The sequence below is a fragment of the Amycolatopsis sp. A1MSW2902 genome (genome assembly GCF_017312175.1).
Classification (GTDB): Bacteria; Actinomycetota; Actinomycetes; order Mycobacteriales; family Pseudonocardiaceae; genus Amycolatopsis; species Amycolatopsis nivea.
Window position 1 is genome coordinate 4,460,323 of the sequence record NZ_QJPO01000001.1, and the last position, 16,418, is coordinate 4,476,740.

Sequence of the window (16,418 nt, forward strand, 5' to 3'; positions counted from 1 at the left end):
TGCATGGTTGAGTCGTCCGCTGCCGAACGCGCTTACCGGCAGACCAAGGAAATGATCCTTTCCGGAGAGCTCGCCGGCGGCAAGCTGCTCAGCGAGGGCGAGATCGCCGAGCAGCTGGGAATGAGCCGGACCCCGGTCCGCGAGGCGTTTCTTCGGCTCCAGGCCGAGGAATTGCTCGACTTGATCCCCAAACGAGGCGCTGTCGTGGTGCCGGTGCCCCCGAGCGAAGCGGCGGACGTTCTCGACGCGCGAGAAGCGATCGAGGCCGCTGCAGTTCGCAGGCTGATTCGCCGGCCCGGCGAGATCGCGCAGGCCTGCGCCGAACTGCGGCAAGCTCTAGAGATCCAGCGCGCGCACGCGCGAGCGGGCGACCTCGACGCCTTTTCCGAGGCGGACGAGAAGTTTCACCGCAGCATCGTCACCGCGGGCAAGAACGCGCTGACCGCCCGCTTCTACGATTCGCTGGCGGATCGGCAGCGCCGGATGAGCATGCGGGTCGTGAGCGCGGACCCGAGTTTCGTCGACCTGGTTCTCCACCAGCACGAGAATCTGATCGCCATCGTCGAGTCCGGCGACGAGACCGCGTTCACGTCGGCCCTGCGCGACCACCTGAACGGAACTCATCGCCGCTGAAACCGGCGTCGCGGGAGACGAGGCGGCCGTCTCCCGCGACGCCGAACCCCGGTCAGCCGATCTCGAGGATGAGGTCTCCGCCCTCCACTTGCTGAACCGCGCCGATCGCCAGCCGCCGCACCGATCCGGCCCGCCGAAGCGGTGATCGACGCTTCCATCTTCATGGCCTCGATCGTCGCCACGGTCGCTCCGGCCGCCACCTGGTCGCCCTCGGCCACCTGCAGCGTCACCACGCCCGCGAACGGCGCGGCGATCTGCTTCGGGTTGCCCTTCTCGGCCTTTTCGGTGGCCGGGATGTCCGAGGCGATCGACCGGTCCCGGATCTGGATCGGCCGCAGCTGGCCGTTGAGCGTGGACATGACGGTCCGCATGCCGCGCTCGTCGGCCTCGCCGATGGCTTCCAGCTCGATGAGCAGCCGGACGCCGGGCTCGAGGTCCACCGAGTACTCCTCCCCCGGGCGCAGACCGTAGAAGAAGTCCTTGCTCGGGAGCACGCTGGTGTCGCCGTACGCGTCGCGGTGCGCGAGGAATTCCTTGGTAGGCCCGGGGAACAGCAGCCGGTTCAGCGCGCCGCGGCGGTTCTCGGCGAGTTCCTTGTGGTCCTCTTCGGACAGTTCAGCGATCGGCTTGGCCGCCGAACGGCCCTCGAGCGCCTTGGTGCGGAACGGTTCCGGCCAGCCGCCGGGAGGATCGCCCAGTTCGCCGCGCAGGAACCCGATCACCGAGTCCGGGATGTCGAACTTGTTCGGCTCCGCCTCGAAGTCCGCCGGGGAAACGCCGGCGCCGACGAGGTGCAGCGCGAGGTCGCCGACCACCTTGGACGAAGGCGTGACCTTCACGAGGTGGCCGAGGATCTTGTCCGCCGCGGCGTACATGGCTTCGATGTCCTCGAACCGGTCGCCGAGGCCCAGCGCGATCGCCTGCGTGCGCAGGTTGGAGAGCTGGCCGCCGGGGATCTCGTGGTCGTAGACGCGCCCGGTGGGCGACGCGAGACCAGCCTCGAACGGGGCGTAGATCTTGCGGACGCTCTCCCAGTACGGCTCCAGGTCGCCGATCGCGTGCAGGTCGAGGCCGGTGCTGCGATCGGAGTGGTCGGTGGCCGCGACGATCGAGCCGAGCGACGGCTGCGACGTGGTGCCCGCCATCGACGACACGGCGCCGTCCACCGCGTCGGCGCCTGCCTGGATGGCGGCCAGGTAGGTGGCGAGCTGACCGCCGGCGGTGTCGTGCGTGTGGATGTGCACCGGAAGGTCGAATTCCTTGCGCAGCGCGGTCACCAGCCGAGCCGCGGCGGGCGCGCGGAGCAGGCCGGCCATGTCCTTGATAGCCAGTACATGCGCCCCGGCTCCGACGATTTGCTCGGCGAGCTTGAGGTAGTAGTCGAGCGTGTAGAGCTTTTCGTTCGGATCCGACAGATCGGAGGTGTAGCAGAGCGCGACCTCGGCGACCGCGGTGCCGGTGGCGCGGACGGCTTCGATGGCCGGCCGCATCTGCTCGACGTCGTTGAGCGCGTCGAAGATGCGGAAGATGTCGATGCCGGTCGCGGTGGCCTCTTCGACGAACGCCGTGGTGACCTCGGTCGGGTAAGGCGTGTAGCCCACGGTGTTGCGGCCGCGCAGAAGCATCTGCAGACAGATGTTCGGCACGGCCTTGCGCAGCCGCTCCAGCCGTTCCCACGGATCCTCGGCGAGGAAGCGCAGCGCGACGTCGTAGGTCGCGCCGCCCCAGCACTCCAGGGACAGCAGCTGCGGCACCGTCGCGGCGACAACCGGGGCGACGGCGAGCAGATCCTTCGTCCTGACGCGCGTCGCGAGCAGCGACTGGTGGGCGTCGCGGAAGGTGGTGTCGGTGACGCCGAGCTGCGGCGTTTCCCGCAGCCAGCGCGCGAATCCCTCAGGCCCGAGTTCGGTCAGCTTCTGCTTGGAGCCGTCCGGAGGAGTGAGATCCGCGGGCAGTTTCGGCAGCTTCGCCGCGGCCTCGGGCGTGCGCGGACGCTCGCCGTTCGGACGGTTCACCGTCTGGTCGGCGAGGTAGGTCAGCAGCCGCGTGCCGCGGTCCGCAGGCGGGCTGGCATTCAGCAGATGCGGGCGCTCCTCGATGAACGACGTGGTCACCTCGCCGGCTCGGAAGTCCGGATCGTCGAGAACCGCGGCGAGGAAGGCCAGATTCGAGCTGACGCCGCGGATGCGGAACTCCGCGACCGCCCGCCGGGCGCGGCTGGCCGCGGTGGAGAAGTCGTGTCCGTTGCAGGTGAGCTTGACGAGCAACGAGTCGAAGTGCGGGCTGACTTCCGCGCCGGTGTGCACGGTTCCGCCGTCGAGACGCACCCCCGGGCCGCCGGGCGTCCGGTACGCGGAAATCACGCCGGTGTCCGGGCGGAAACCGTTGGCCGGATCCTCCGTCGTGATCCGGCACTGCAACGCGGCTCCGGTCACTCGCAGCTGCTCCTGGGCCAGCCCGAGTTCGGGAAGCGTCGCGCCGCCGGCGATGCGCAGCTGCGCGATGACCAGGTCGCGTCCGGTCACCTGCTCGGTGACCGTGTGCTCGACCTGGATGCGCGGGTTCATCTCGATGAACACGTGGTCGCCTCGCTCGTCCAGCAGGAACTCCACCGTGCCCGCGTTGACGTATCCGATCGCGCGCGCGAACGCGACCGCGTCGGCACAGATCCGGTCCCGCAACCGGGGATCCAGGTTGGGGGCCGGCGCGATCTCGACGACCTTCTGATGCCGCCGCTGAACCGAGCAATCGCGTTCGTAGAGGTGCGAGACGTTGCCTTCGGCGTCCGCGACGATCTGCACCTCGATGTGGCGGGCGTTCACCACGGCCTGCTCCAGGAACACCGTGCCGTCGCCGAAAGCGGACGCCGCCTCGCGCGAGGCGGCGTCGATCGCGTCCCGCAGCTCGCTCGGTTCGGCGACCCGCCGCATGCCGCGGCCGCCGCCTCCGGCGACGGCCTTGACGAACAGCGGGAACCCGATCGCCTCCGCCGACCGGACCAGCGCATCGACATCCGCCGAAGGCTCCGACGAGGCGAGGACCGGCACCCCGGCTGCCCTGGCAGCGGAAACGGCGCGGGACTTGTTGCCGGTCAGATGCAGCACCTCGTGCGAAGGTCCGACGAACGTTATCCCGGCCTCAGCGCATGCTCGTGCCAGATCCGGGTTCTCGGAGAGGAACCCGTAGCCGGGGTAGACCGCGTCCGCGCCGGCTCGCTTGGCGGTTTCGACGACCTGAGCCACATCCAGGTACGCGCGCACCGGGTGGTCCCGTTCGCCTATTTCGTACGCCTCGTCGGCCTTGGCTCGATGCGACGAGTTGCGGTCCTCGTGCGGGAACACCGCGACGGTCGCGACGCCAAGTTCGTACGCGGCCCGGAAAGCGCGGATAGCGATCTCCCCGCGATTGGCCACCAGCACTTTGCGGAACATCGATCTCCTCGTCGAATCGGATGAGCGGACGCGGCAGGCCCGCGCCGTCCACTGTGTACAGATCACACGGCGCCGCGGGCGGGAGAGACCGCTGTCTCCCCGCCCGCGGTTCGGGTGCTACTTGACTTTTTCCTTCTCTTCCGGCGTTTCCTGCTCCTGTGGGAGACCGCCGAATCGGTTCCGGAACACGAGGATCGAGATGATCGCGGAGAGGAACAGGAACACGAGGACGATCCACAGCCCGCCCCGCTGGCTCCCTGTCAGGTCGGACAGCCATCCGGTCAGGTAGGGACCGACGAAACCAGAGACGTTGCCCAGCGAATTGACCAGGGCGATGCCGCCGGCCGCCGCAGCGCCGGTCAGGAGCCGGGTAGGCATGCCCCAGAACGGGGGCATCGAGGCCAGGATGCCGGTGGTCCCGACGGTGATGCCCGCCATGGCCAGCACCGGGCCGCCGGCATACATCGCGCCGGCGATGCCGAGACCGCCGATCGCGGCGGGAATGGCGACGTGCCGGACAACCTCGTCCTTGGCGTCGGAATGCCGCGACCAGAGGATCATGCCTGCCGCAGCCACCGCATAGGGGATCATCGTCAGCAGCCCGACCTGCATTGCCGAGAAACGCACGCCGTACTGCTCGCGGAAATCAGCGATGATGGTGGGCAGGAAGAAGCCGATGCTGTACATGCCGTACAGCACTCCGAAGTAGACCAGGCCGAGCAGCCACACCTTCGGCCGCAGCAACGCGTCGCGGACCCGGTGGGTCCGCTCGCCGGATGCCTGCTCACGCTCCAGTTCGGTGGTGAGCATGGCCTTTTCGTGACTGGTCAGCCATTTCGCGTCGGCAGGCTTGTCGGTCAGGCAGAACCAGCAGACGAGGCCGAGCACGACTGCGGGCACCCCGGTCATGAGGATCATGAACCGCCAGCCTGAGAGGCCGGGAACGATGTCGTGCCCGTACTGGATCAGCGCGCTGGCGACCGGGGCGCCGACGACGGAGGTGAGCGGGATCGCGACCAGGAACAGCGCCATGGCCCGGACCCGGTCCTTCTTGGGGAACCAGTAGGTCAGGTAGAGCAGCACTCCGGGAACGAAGCCCGCTTCGGCCATGCCGAGCAGCAACCGCAGCGCGTACAGCCACGGGGCGTTCGGGACGAAGGCCATGGCCGAGGCGACAACACCCCAGCTGACGAGGATCCGCGCGAGCCAGCGGCGGGCGCCGAACCGGTGCAGCGCGAGGTTGCTCGGAACCTCGAGCAGCAAGTAGCCGAGGAAGAACACGCCCGAGGCGAGGCCGAAGCCGGCCGCGGTCATCCCCAGATCGGCCTTCATGCCTTCCGGGGCGGCGAAAGACAGATTGGTCCGGTCGAGGTAGTTCACCAGGTACATCAGGCCGACGAACGGCGAGATCCGCCAGAGGACCTTCTTCCGGAGACGAATCCTCTCCGCCGTCTCGAAGTCGTGGTGGGCGGTCATCGGGTTACCTCCGGACGGTTCTGCGCCGAATCGTGTGCGGGACGGGCTGACGACGCGCCCGTGCGAGCACGGTTCCGCGCGGTCGCGGACTCGAGTGGTCGTGGCACGGCAGTCACAGCGCTCCTTTGCTGCTGGGAGTGCGCACGGAGACGGGATCGGCCGCCGAGGCGCGAACCCGAGTAGTTGTGAATCCTGAGTCCTGGATCCAGGATGTTGGGACGGTAGCTTCACGACTGGAGGGTGTCAATCAGCCCGCCCGGGGCCGGTCGGGCTCCGCTTCGCCGAATCAGCCGGCCGACCAGCGGCTCCGACAGCAGGCAGATCAGCCCTGTGCCGGAATCAGCCGGTGGTGCGCCGACTGCGCCGTCTCGGCCAGATGCTCGGCCACGAGAGCGACACGTTCGGTGTTGAGCAGACGGTTCGGGGTGATGACCCAAAACGTGCGGCGGGCCCAGACCTGGTCGTGCAGCACCGGCCTGAGACGTGCGTCGCCGTCGGCGAGAAAGCACGGGACCAGGCCGAGCCCGACCCCCGCGGCCGCCGCTTCGACCTGCGCGAAGAGATTGGTGGTGCGGAACACGACATTGGCCTTGGCGGCGATGTCCTCGGCGCTCTGCAGCTCGGGAAGATCCAGCAGCGAGGGCACGAACCAGACCAGGTCGTGGTCGGCCAGGTCGTCCTGCGCCCCGATCCGCGGGTGCCCGGCCAGGTAGCCGGGACTGCCGTAGAGGCGCAGGTCGTAGTCGCACAGGTGCACGGCGCGGAATCCCGGGCGTTCGGGACGATGGATCGTGACTGCGAGATCGAACTCCCCCACGCCGTAGTCGAGCAGGTGCATCCGGGTCACGAGCTCGACCTGGATCCCGGGATGCCGCTCCCGCAGCCGAGCCAGGCCCGGGGCGATGACAGAGCCGCCGAACCCGTCGGTCGCGACGATGCGCACTGTCCCGTGCGGACTGTGCCGGTTGTTGGAAACCGCGGCGCGAGCGGCGTCCGCCTCGGCTTCGATCCGCTGCGCGTACGGCAGCAGCCGGCGTCCGGCCGAAGTGAGCGTCCAGCCCCGCGGCGTCTTGTCGAACAGCCGCTCCCCCAGCTGCTTCTCCAGCGCCACGATCCGCCGACGGATCGTGGTGTGCTCCACCTCGAGCCTCTCGGCGGCGGTGCTCAGCCGTCCGTATCGGGTCAGGCTCAGGAAATAGCGGAGATCCTCGAGGTTCACGTCGTGCATTTTTGCACACCCGACGTGTCGATGTTCGTCTTGAGTGTGCCGTTTTCCCCGGCCACAGTGATCCGGACAGTAACGAGAAAGGGTGCAACGGATGAGCGTTTTCGGTTTCGTCGGGCTGGGCAACATGGGTCAGCCGATGGCGGAGAACCTGCTCAAGGCCGGCCACGAAGTGCACGGGTTCGACGTCGCGGACACGATCCGCGCTCGGGCCGCCGACGCGGGAATCACGATCGCGGACTCCGCCGCCGACGCCGCGGACGGAGCGGACGTGCTGGTGACCATGCTCCCCAAGGGCGAGCACGTCCGCGCGGTCCTGCTCGCGAAGGGCGGTCCCCTCGCCCGGCTGAAACCGGGCGGCCTGGTGCTCGACTGCTCGTCCATCGACGTCGCCACCAGCCGTGCCGTCCATTCGGCGGCGACCGAGGCCGGCCTGCTCGTCCTGGACGCGCCCGTGTCCGGCGGCGTTTCCGGGGCGACCGCGGGCACCTTGACGTTCATGGTCGGCGGCACGAACGAGGCTCTCGCCGCGGCGCAGCCCGCCCTGAACGCCATGGGCAGCAGGATCTTCCACGTAGGCGGCGCGGGCGCCGGGCAGGCGGTCAAGGCATGCAACCAGATGGTCGTCGGGGCGAGCCTCGCGGCCACCGCCGAAGCGTTCGTGCTCGCCGAGCAACTCGGCCTGACGCCCCAAAGCGTGTTCGACGTCCTGAGCGCTTCCTCCGGCAACACCTGGGCGCTGCACAACTTCACGCCACGCCCCGGCCTCGTCGAGGGATCGGCTGCCGACAACGGCTACCAGGCCAAGTTCGCCGCCGCGCTGCTGGCCAAGGACCTCGGTCTCGCGCTGAGCGCGGCGGAGAGCGCGGGCGTCGAACTCGTCGTGGGCTCCAGCGCGAAGACGCAGTTCGACAAGCTCGTCGAGCACGACGGCAGCCTCGACTCCTCCGCCGTCGTGAAGGTCATCGGCATCAAGAACTGACCACTCCGGCGCCCCGCACCCTGACAAGCACCGAACAACAGGAGCACCGCATGACCGCCTCGGTTCCCGAGTACCTGAACTACATCGACGGCAACTGGGTCGCAGCGCGCGACAGCGCTTGGATCGACGTGGAGAGCCCGCGCAACCAGCAGCTCATCGCCAAAGTTCCGCGCGGAGGCGAAAAGGACATCGCCGACGCCGTGGACGCGGCCGGCCGCGCGTTCCCGGGCTGGCGCGACACCGCACCCCGCGCCCGTGGCCGGCTGCTGCAGCGGATCGCCGACAAGCTGGAGCCGGAGGTCGAGCGCATCGCCCGGGTGATCTCGGAAGAGAACGGCAACGCACTGCGCACGCAGTCGCGCGGAGAAGTCAGCTTCGCCGTCGACGTGTTCCGCTACTTCGGTTCGGTGGCCAGCGAAGCCAAGGGCGAGACCATCCCGCTCAACGCGCACGTCCTGGACTACTCCCGCCGCGAGCCGCTCGGCATCGTCGGCGCGATCGTGCCGTGGAACGCCCCGGTGCAGCTCGCCGTCATGAAGATCGCCTCCGCTCTCGCCGCAGGCAACGCCCTCGTGCTCAAGGCGGCCGAAGACGCCCCGCTGGCCGTTCTCGAAATCGTCAAGATCTGCCACGAATTCCTGCCCGCGGGCGTGCTCAACGTCGTCATCGGCTACGGCGCCGAAGCAGGCGAAGCCCTGATCGCCCACCCCGCCGTGCGCAAGCTGTCGTTCACCGGGTCTACCGCGGTCGGCAAGCGGGTGATGTCCGCCGCGGCTGAGCGGATCGTGCCGGTTTCCCTGGAACTGGGCGGGAAAAACCCGCAGATCGTCTTCCCCGACGCCGACGAGGACTGGGTCGCCCAGGGCGCGATCTCCGGCATGCGCTTCGCGCGCCAGGGACAGTCCTGCACAGCGGGATCGCGGCTGTTCGTCCACCGCTCGATCGTCGGCTCGTTCGTGGACAAGCTCACCGCGAACCTCGGCAAGCTCAAGGTCGGCGACCCGCTCGACGAAGAGACCGACATCGGCGCGATCGTCAACAAGAAACAGTTCGACAAGGTTTGCGGCTACATCGACGAAGGCCTCCGGCGCGGTGACTCCGCCGTGGCTCTGGGCGGGCTGCCCCCGACGGAAGGCCCGCTGGCGGAAGGCTTCTACGTCCAGCCCACCGTGTTCGTCGGGGTCGAGAACTCGTGGCGGCTGGCCCAGGAGGAGATCTTCGGCCCGGTCCTGTGCGTCATCCCGTGGGACGACGAGGACGAGGTCGTCCGCATGGCCAACGACACCCACTACGGCCTGTCGGCGTTCATCTGGACCCACGACATCGGCCGGGCCCTGCGCACCGCGCACTCGATCGACGCCGGCTGGATCCAAGTCAACCAAGGCGGCGGGCAGGTGCTGGGGCAGTCCTACGGCGGCTGGAAGCAGAGCGGCATCGGCCGCGAGTTCTCGCTCGAGGGCATGATCGAGAGCTTCACCGAGCGCAAACACGTCTCCATCGACACGTCCCGGTGAGAGGCGTCGTCATGATCACCGATCCCGGCGCCGACGAACTGTCCGACGTTCTGCGCAACGACCCGCCGGAGGCCCTGGTCGTCGACCGCGTCGCACGGCAGACCGTCAACGACGTCGCCGTCGTCACCCTCGCCAAGCCGGAGGCGTACAACGCGCTCTCGCTGGCCAGCTGGCGGCGGCTCCTGACGGTCTTCACCGAACTGGCGCGCTGTGCCGACCTGCGCGCGGTCGTGCTGCGCGGCGCGGGCCCCAAGGCATTCGCCGCAGGAGCCGACATCAAGGAATTCCCCCGAGAACGCATGACCGCGGCCGCGGCGACGAACTACAACGATGCGATCGCCCGCGCGCTGCGAGCGGTCGCCGAGCTGCCGGTGCCCGTCATCGCGGCGGTGCACGGCCTCGCCGTCGGCGGAGGGTGCGAACTCATCACCGCCTGCGACGTCCGGATCGCCTCGACCGCCGCTCGCTTCGGCATTCCGATCGGCAAGCTCGGCGTCACCCTCGGCTACACCGAAACCGTTTCGGTGGCGCGCCTGATCGGCCCCGCGGAACTGAAACACCTGCTGTTCAGCGGCGAGCTGATCACGGCGGGCGAAGCTCACCGCATCGGTCTGGTGCAGCGGCTCGCCGAACCCGACGCCCTCGTCGACGCGGTGACCGGCCTCGTGGACCAGATCCGTGAGCAATCGGCGCTCACCGTCAAAGCAGCCAAGGTCGTCACGGGCATGGTCGGCCGCCCGCTCACCGACGCGGACGCCGACACGCTCGCGCGTCTCACCGTCGAGGCATACGAGGGCAGTGACCTCGAAGAAGGCGTGTCGGCGTTCTCGGAGCGGCGGACGCCGGTATTCGGGCAGAAGAAGGGAGAGTGACATGGGCACACTCGACGGAATCCGCGTAGTCGACCTGACCCGTTACCTGTCCGGGCCCACGCTCACGATGCTCCTCGCCGACCTCGGCGCCGACGTGGTCAAGGTCGAGACGCTGCCGGCCGGGGACCCCGCTCGGCAATCAGGACCGTTCCAGGACGGCGAAAGCGTCTACTACATGGCCTCCAACCGCAACAAGCGCAGCGTCGCCTTGGATCTGCGCAGCGACGAGGGGAAGACCGCGCTGCGCAAGCTCCTCGCCGAAGCCGACGTCTTCGTGCAGAACTTCAAGCCCGGGACCACCGAGAAGATGGGTTTCGGGCCGGGCGAACTGCGCGAACTCAACCCGCGGCTGATCTACGTGTCGCTCAGCGGGTTCGGCCAGCGGCCGCCGGGCGCGGACCTGGCCGGATTCGACCAGACAGCGCAGGCGATGTCCGGACTGATGAGCGTCACCGGAACCGCCGAAACCGGTCCGCTGCGGGTCGGGATCGCGATCGCCGACTCCGCCACCGGCGTCTTCGGCGCGGTCGGCGTCCTCTCCGCGCTCTACGAACGGGAACGCACCGGCAAGGGAACAGTGGTCGAGGGATCCCTGATGCAGTCCATGCTGACGCTGCTGTCCTATCAGGCCCAGAAATACCTGAGCCTCGGCGTGACCCCCGTCCAGGACGGCAACGACCACCCGATCATGTTCCCGCAGGGCACTTTCAAGACCCGCGACACAGCGATGACCCTTGCCTGCGGCAACGAGAAAATGTGGCAGCGCCTGTGCTCCGCCCTGGGCCGGCGGGAACTGGAGGACGACCCGCGGTTCACCGACAACGCGAGCCGGATGGCCAACCGGACGGAACTGCGCAGGATCATCGAAGACCTGCTCGCGGCCAAGACCACCGAACAGTGGATCGCCGAGATCGGCGCGGCCGGCGTGCCGTGCGGGCCCGTGCTCACGATCCCGGAGGCGCTCGAGCACCCGATCACCGCCGGATTGGACATGGTCGCCAGCGTCGAGCACTCCACCCTCGGCTCGATGAAGATTCTCGGCCAGTCCGTGAACGTCGGCCGGACCGACTCGCAGTGGCTCCGCCGGCCCGCTCCGATGCTCGGCGAGCACACCGGCGAAGTCCTGGCCGAAATCGGTTATTCGGCCGAAGAAATCGCGAAGCTGACCGCACAAGGCCAAGCGGCGCAGTGGAAAAAGACCGGCGCGTAGCGGACGATCCTCGCTGTCCGCCGGCAGCGGCCGGGCTTCCGCGGTCACCCCGGCGGGAGCCCGGTCCGCTTCGCCGCGGCCGTTCAGGACTCGGCGGATTCCGCGATCGACGTGACGAGCTTGTCCGCCGCACTGCTCAAGTGCTGCAGCATGGCCGCTTCGGCGGCATCGGGATCGCGGTCCACCAGCGCCCTGGCCACCTCGGCATGTTCGTTCCAGGCGCTGTCGAACACGTGCCGGATGTGCATGACGCTGACCATGGCGCGCTCGACGATGGACCAGACCGGCACGATCGCACGCTGAAAATGCACGTTGTCCGTCGCGGTGAGGATGGACATGTGGAATTCGCGGTCCGCGGCCAGCAGATCCGCGGTGTCATAGGTGGCGAAGACCGGCAAATGCCGATCGACCACTTTCTGCACGCGCCGCACGTCCTTGTCGGTCCCCCGCTCCGCGACGATGCGGACGGCCTTGGCCTCCAGTGCCAGCCGCACGTCGTAGACCTGCCGCACGTCCGACGCCGTCAGCTCCCGCACCGCCACTCCCCCGCCGGCGAGCGGCTCGAGCAGCCCTTCCGCGACGAGTTCCGGGATCGCCGCCCGGATCGGCATCCTGCTCACTCCGAGCTGCTTGGCCACCTGCACCTGATTGAGCTTCCCGGTCGGGATCTGCTCCAGGGCGATGGCCAGCCGCAGGCGGTCGCGGACGGTCCTGACCAGCGCGGTGCTGTCGCGGGGCGGCAACTGCTCCAGCGCCGAAGCCGCCATGGACGGATCCCCGATCCCCCGCGCGGCCAGGCCCTCGTTCACCATGTGACACCTCTCGTCGGTCGTGAGCCAATCTAGCAGCGGACCATGGATCCCGGAGCCAGCGACGGCCCGGCCGGCAGCATCGCCGGCCGGGCCGCACAGTCGCTCAGGCAGTTTCGGTGATCTTCCGGTCGACCCACGGCATCATGTCCCGCAGGCGAGCGCCCACCTGCTCGATGTCGTGGGCTTTGCCTTCGGCGCGCAGGCGCAGGAAGTTCGGCCTTCCCTTGTCGTCTTCGGCGATCCACTCGCGCGCGAACGTGCCGTCCTGGATCTCGCCGAGGATCTTCGCCATCTCCTCGCGGGTGGCGTCGGTGACGATCCGCGGGCCGCGGGTGAGATCGCCGTACTCCGCGGTGTCGCTGCAGGAGTAGCGCTGGCGGGCGATCCCGCCCTCGTAGATGAGATCGACGATCAGCTTCAGTTCGTGCAGAACCTCGAAATACGCGATCTCGGGCTGGTATCCCGCCTTGACGAGCGTGTCGTAGCCCGCCTGGATGAGCGCGGAAGCCCCGCCGCACAGCACGGCCTGCTCGCCGAACAGGTCGGTCTCGGTCTCTTCGGCGAAGGTGGTGCTGATGACGCCGCCCCTCGTCCCGCCCAGCGCTTTGGCGTAGGCGAGCGCGACCGGCAATGCCCGCCCGGAAGCGTCCTGTTCGACAGCGACGAGCGCCGGGACGCCATGCCCGTCGACGAACTGCCTCCGCACGAGGTGCCCAGGTCCCTTGGGGGCGATCAGTGCGACGTCCACGTCGTCCGGCGCGCTGATGTAGCCGTACCGAACATTGAAGCCGTGGCTGAACAACAGCAGGTCGCCGGGCTTGAGGTTCGGGGCGATGTCCCGCTCGTACAGCGACCGCTGGACTGTGTCCGGAGCCTGGACGGAGACGACATCGGCCTCGGCCGCGGCCGCGGCGGGGGTCAGCACCCGCAGGCCCTCCTCCTCGGCTTTGGGCCTCGACTTCGACCCTTCGGGCAGGCCGACCCGGACGTCGACGCCGGAGTCACGCAGGCAGAGGGCGTGCGCGTGGCCCTGGCTCCCGTACCCGATGACGGCGACCTTCAGCTCCTGCAAGAGCCCCAAGTCGGCGTCGGCGTCGTAGTAGACGGTGGCGGTCATCGCTGCACTTCCTTCCGAAACGGTCTGACGGCTGCGTCGTCGCGAAGCCGTGTCGCACGCTACCGAATCCCGGCTCCTGGATCCAGGAGACTTCAATGCGGAATAGCACACATCCAGCCCGCATCAGATCCTGGATCCACGAGGCTTGCCCTCCTGGTTCCGTGTGCGTATCCTGGATCCAGGATTTCCTTAGTCGGCATGGTTCTGCCTCTGGCCGCACCGGCCCGGACGCCGAGCCTCCCGAACCGGACCGCGACCGCTGCCGAGCCGCAGATCTCGTCAGCTGCTCCGCGGCCAAGAATTCGAAAGGTCTGTTCCGAACATGGTTGACACTGTCGTTGCCAGGAAGCAGGAACGCTCCGCTCCTCCGCCCGGCACGCGCCCGGCCGTCGTCGACTGCGACGTGCACCCGATCCTCAGCACTCCGGAGGCCTTCCTCCCCTACCTCGACGAGTACTGGGGGGACCAGTTGATCGGCGCGCTGTCGCCGAACTACGAGCCGAACTACCACCCGCGCCACTCCCCGATCGCCCAGCGGCCAGGCCTGCGGACCGACGCGGACGGCCGCGCGGCCACCCGGGTCGAGGACTTGGCGGCAGACGTGTTCGCCGACGGGCACGCCGACTTCGCGATTCTCAACTGTCTCTACGGCATCCAGCAGATGCACCAGCCGCGGCGCGAAGCGGCCCACGCCCGCGCGCTCAACGACTGGATCGCACACGAGTGGCTGGCGCAGGACGACCGGCTGCGCGCCTCTGTCGTCGTGCCGCAGGGCACTCCCGAACTCGCGGCCGAGGAAATCGCACGCAGGGCCGGCGACAAGCGGTTCGTGCAGGTGCTGCTGCTAGGCCAGTCCGAACTCCTGTACGGCCGTCAGATCAACTGGCCGGTCTGGGAAGCGGCCGAGGCCGCCGGGCTGCCCGTGGCGATCCACCTCGGCGGGGTGTTCCGCCAGGCTCCGACATCCGTCGGATGGCCGACCTCGTACCTGGAGTGGTACGTCGGACAGCAGTCCAACCTCGAAGCGCAGATCAACTCGATCGTCTCCGAGGGCGTGCTGCAGAAGTTCCCCGGCACCCGGGTCGTCGTCTCCGAAGTCGGCTTCCGCTGGCTGCCGCCGTTCCTCTGGAAGTTCGACAAACTCTGGAAGAGCTACCGCCACGACGTGCCGTGGCTGGACCGCGCCCCGTCGCAGCTGATCCGGGAGCACTTCAAGTTCACGACCGCGCCCTCCGACGGCGCCGAGGAGCCCGGCGGCCTGGACAGGATCGTCGACCGGATGGGCAGCGACGAGCTGCTCGTCTACTCCAGCGACTACCCCCACCGGCACGCGTCCGGGCCGCGTCAGATCGAAGCCGGCACGTGCGACGCGCAGCTGGTCGACCGCATCTACCGGCAGAACGCCTGGGACCTCTACCACCTCAGCGTCCCCGGCCACGACTGAGAAAGGCGGCACCGCAATGACCACCATCGACCACGCCCCCTCCGCCGCGCCGGTGGGCAAGGCCGTCCTGGGCACCGGGATTTTCGACGTCGACATCCACCCTGTGCCGCGCGAGGGCCTGATCGCCGGCTATCTGCCCGAGCGCTGGCGCAAGCACATCCACGAGTACGGCGTGCGCACCACCAACGGACTGACACACGTCACCGAATACCCGCAGATGTACGGCGGTGCGATGCGCAACGACGCCTGGCCCGACGACGGCTCCTACCCGGGCTCGTCGCTGGACCTGATCCGCTCGCAACTGCTCGATCCCTACGACATCAGTGTCGGCGTGCTGCAATGCCTGGCCCCCGGAGGCCAGACCCTGAACCCGGCCAGCCAGGCGCTGGACCCCAGGGTCGCCGACGCGCTCACCCGGGCGATCAACGACTGGCAGCTCGAGCACCTGGTCTACCCCGAACCGCGGCTGCGCGCGTCGGCGCCGGTCGCTTTCGAGGCCGCCGAGTTCGCGGTCAAGGAGATCGAGCGGGTCGGCTCCAATCCGGGCGTCGTGTCGGTCCTGGGGCTGAGCAAGACCCTGGAGCCGCTGGGCAGCCGCAAGTACTGGCCGATCTACGAGGCCGCCGTCGCGCACAACCTGCCGATCCAGTTCCACCTGTCCCAGGGCGGCGGGCACGCCAACACCGGCACCGGGTGGACCTCGTACCACACGGAGTACCACGTCGGGCACACGCAAAGCCTGCAGTCCCAGATGCTCAGCATGATCCTGACCGGCACGTTCGACCGGTTCCCGGATCTCAAGGTCATGTTCGTCGAGGGCAACGTGGTGCATTTCGCCCCGCTGGCGCAACGGCTGGACTACCACTGGAAAACCTTGCGCGGCGAGGTCGCCGATCTGCAGCGCAAGCCCTCGGAGTACATCCGCGACCACATTTTCGCCTCGACCCAGCCAATCGACGAGCCGGAGAACCCGAAGCACCTCGCCGAGCTGATCGAAGAGTTCTGCCCGGACAACGTCGTCTTCGCCTCCGACTACCCGCACTTCGACTTCGACTCCCCCGAAACCGTGTTCCCGAGCGTGTTCCCGGACGAGCTGCGCCACAAGATCCTGCGCGCCAACGGGCTCCGGTTCTTCGGCATGGAGGGCTGATCGCATGTCGAAGTACGTGGTGGCCGGCGCCTCCGAGATCCGGCCCGGCGAGCGCAAGATCGTCGAACTCGAGGGCCGCAAGATCGGCGTGTTCAATGTCGACGGGGAGTATTTCGCGCTGCTGGACCAGTGTCCGCACGCCGGCGCGGCGCTGTGCAGCTTCGGCACGGTGTTCGGGGTCTCCGGCGCGGAGAAGCCCGACGGGGACATCTCCTACGAGCGCAATCGTGCCCTCCGGTGCCCCTGGCATGCCTGGGAATACGACATCCGCACCGGCGAGTCTTTCTTCGACCCCCGCAACGCCCGCGTCCGCAAATACGAGGTCGAGGTCGTTCCCGGTTCGCCGGAAGACGTCGTCGACCCCGACGGCGGACGGCAGAAGGGCCCGTTCGTCATGGAGGGCTATGCGGTGACCGTCGAGGACGACGTGGTCGTCGTGGACACCAGCCGCCGACGTCCCGCGCGCGGGCCCCGCGCACGGGCTCAGACCCAAGCCTGATCGTCGTTCAGCCTCGCCGGGCCGGCCGCCGCGCGGCCCGGCGAGGCTTCGTC

General features: G+C 68.6%; 12 protein-coding genes and 1 pseudogene. 8 read left to right on the forward strand and 5 right to left on the reverse strand.

Annotation, left to right across the window (positions count from 1 at the left end):
- Positions 1–3 precede the first annotated feature (3 nt).
- The gene (locus DMP23_RS20410; RefSeq protein WP_337822135.1) at positions 4–633 is read left to right on the forward strand and encodes a GntR family transcriptional regulator; all 630 of its coding nucleotides are present in this window, start codon (positions 4–6) and stop codon (positions 631–633) included.
- A 52-nt stretch (positions 634–685) separates the two neighbouring features.
- Here DMP23_RS20410 and DMP23_RS20415 read toward each other — a convergent pair.
- The 3 genes and pseudogenes from DMP23_RS20415 to DMP23_RS20425 form a co-directional block, all read right to left on the reverse strand.
- Positions 686–4,064, reverse strand: a pseudogene (locus DMP23_RS20415) (pyruvate carboxylase).
- 117 nt (positions 4,065–4,181) lie between these two features.
- Positions 4,182–5,540 (reverse strand): MFS transporter, encoded by a 1,359-nt coding sequence (locus DMP23_RS20420; RefSeq protein WP_337822136.1) that lies wholly within the window; start codon positions 5,538–5,540, stop codon positions 4,182–4,184.
- Between the two features lie 322 nt (positions 5,541–5,862).
- Positions 5,863–6,768 (reverse strand): LysR family transcriptional regulator, encoded by a 906-nt coding sequence (locus tag DMP23_RS20425; protein ID WP_337822137.1) that lies wholly within the window; start codon positions 6,766–6,768, stop codon positions 5,863–5,865.
- Positions 6,769–6,859: 91 nt separating this feature from the next.
- Here DMP23_RS20425 and mmsB point away from each other — a divergent pair, with 91 nt between their 5' ends.
- Genes mmsB through DMP23_RS20445 form a run of 4 tightly spaced genes read left to right on the forward strand, consistent with a single transcriptional unit; the run spans position 6,860 to position 11,343 of the window.
- Complete coding sequence (gene mmsB, locus DMP23_RS20430; protein ID WP_337822138.1) at positions 6,860–7,747, forward strand: 3-hydroxyisobutyrate dehydrogenase; 888 nt, start codon at positions 6,860–6,862, stop codon at positions 7,745–7,747.
- Positions 7,748–7,797: 50 nt separating this feature from the next.
- Positions 7,798–9,261, forward strand: coding sequence for an aldehyde dehydrogenase family protein (locus DMP23_RS20435; protein WP_337822139.1), 1,464 nt, complete (start codon positions 7,798–7,800; stop codon positions 9,259–9,261).
- 11 nt (positions 9,262–9,272) lie between these two features.
- The gene (locus tag DMP23_RS20440) at positions 9,273–10,133 is read left to right on the forward strand and encodes an enoyl-CoA hydratase/isomerase family protein (RefSeq protein ID WP_337822140.1); all 861 of its coding nucleotides are present in this window, start codon (positions 9,273–9,275) and stop codon (positions 10,131–10,133) included.
- Between the two features lies 1 nt (position 10,134).
- The gene (locus DMP23_RS20445; RefSeq protein ID WP_337822141.1) at positions 10,135–11,343 is read left to right on the forward strand and encodes a CaiB/BaiF CoA transferase family protein; all 1,209 of its coding nucleotides are present in this window, start codon (positions 10,135–10,137) and stop codon (positions 11,341–11,343) included.
- An 83-nt stretch (positions 11,344–11,426) separates the two neighbouring features.
- On the opposite strand, the gene DMP23_RS20450 is transcribed toward DMP23_RS20445, so the two are convergent.
- Both DMP23_RS20450 and ilvC read right to left on the reverse strand, forming a co-directional pair.
- On the reverse strand, positions 11,427–12,155 hold the full coding sequence (locus tag DMP23_RS20450) for a GntR family transcriptional regulator (RefSeq protein ID WP_337822142.1): 729 nt from the start codon (positions 12,153–12,155) through the stop codon (positions 11,427–11,429).
- Between the two features lie 103 nt (positions 12,156–12,258).
- Complete coding sequence (ilvC, locus tag DMP23_RS20455; RefSeq protein ID WP_337822143.1) at positions 12,259–13,272, reverse strand: ketol-acid reductoisomerase; 1,014 nt, start codon at positions 13,270–13,272, stop codon at positions 12,259–12,261.
- Between the two features lie 322 nt (positions 13,273–13,594).
- Between ilvC and DMP23_RS20460 the strand changes: the two genes are divergently transcribed.
- The 3 genes from DMP23_RS20460 to DMP23_RS20470 are packed head-to-tail and all read left to right on the forward strand — an operon-like array spanning position 13,595 to position 16,365.
- Positions 13,595–14,716 carry an amidohydrolase family protein gene (locus DMP23_RS20460; protein ID WP_337822144.1) on the forward strand — a complete coding sequence of 374 codons (1,122 nt, stop codon included), beginning with the start codon at positions 13,595–13,597 and terminating at the stop codon, positions 14,714–14,716.
- 16 nt (positions 14,717–14,732) lie between these two features.
- Positions 14,733–15,866: an amidohydrolase family protein gene (locus DMP23_RS20465; protein WP_337822145.1), complete on the forward strand. Its 1,134-nt coding sequence runs from the start codon at positions 14,733–14,735 to the stop codon at positions 15,864–15,866.
- A 4-nt stretch (positions 15,867–15,870) separates the two neighbouring features.
- Complete coding sequence (locus tag DMP23_RS20470; protein ID WP_337822146.1) at positions 15,871–16,365, forward strand: Rieske (2Fe-2S) protein; 495 nt, start codon at positions 15,871–15,873, stop codon at positions 16,363–16,365.
- Positions 16,366–16,418 lie beyond the last annotated feature (53 nt).

Coding starts and splice junctions, on each gene's coding strand:
- DMP23_RS20440 (WP_337822140.1), top strand. CDS start 9,273: ATGATCACCGATCCCGGCGCCGACGAACTGTCCGACGTTCTGCGCAAC.
- DMP23_RS20470 (WP_337822146.1), top strand. CDS start 15,871: ATGTCGAAGTACGTGGTGGCCGGCGCCTCCGAGATCCGGCCCGGCGAG.
- DMP23_RS20425 (WP_337822137.1), bottom strand. CDS start 6,768: ATGCACGACGTGAACCTCGAGGATCTCCGCTATTTCCTGAGCCTGACC.
- DMP23_RS20435 (WP_337822139.1), top strand. CDS start 7,798: ATGACCGCCTCGGTTCCCGAGTACCTGAACTACATCGACGGCAACTGG.
- DMP23_RS20445 (WP_337822141.1), top strand. CDS start 10,135: ATGGGCACACTCGACGGAATCCGCGTAGTCGACCTGACCCGTTACCTG.
- ilvC (WP_337822143.1), bottom strand. CDS start 13,272: ATGACCGCCACCGTCTACTACGACGCCGACGCCGACTTGGGGCTCTTG.
- DMP23_RS20465 (WP_337822145.1), top strand. CDS start 14,733: ATGACCACCATCGACCACGCCCCCTCCGCCGCGCCGGTGGGCAAGGCC.
- DMP23_RS20460 (WP_337822144.1), top strand. CDS start 13,595: ATGGTTGACACTGTCGTTGCCAGGAAGCAGGAACGCTCCGCTCCTCCG.
- mmsB (WP_337822138.1), top strand. CDS start 6,860: ATGAGCGTTTTCGGTTTCGTCGGGCTGGGCAACATGGGTCAGCCGATG.
- DMP23_RS20410 (WP_337822135.1), top strand. CDS start 4: ATGGTTGAGTCGTCCGCTGCCGAACGCGCTTACCGGCAGACCAAGGAA.
- DMP23_RS20450 (WP_337822142.1), bottom strand. CDS start 12,155: ATGGTGAACGAGGGCCTGGCCGCGCGGGGGATCGGGGATCCGTCCATG.
- DMP23_RS20420 (WP_337822136.1), bottom strand. CDS start 5,540: ATGACCGCCCACCACGACTTCGAGACGGCGGAGAGGATTCGTCTCCGG.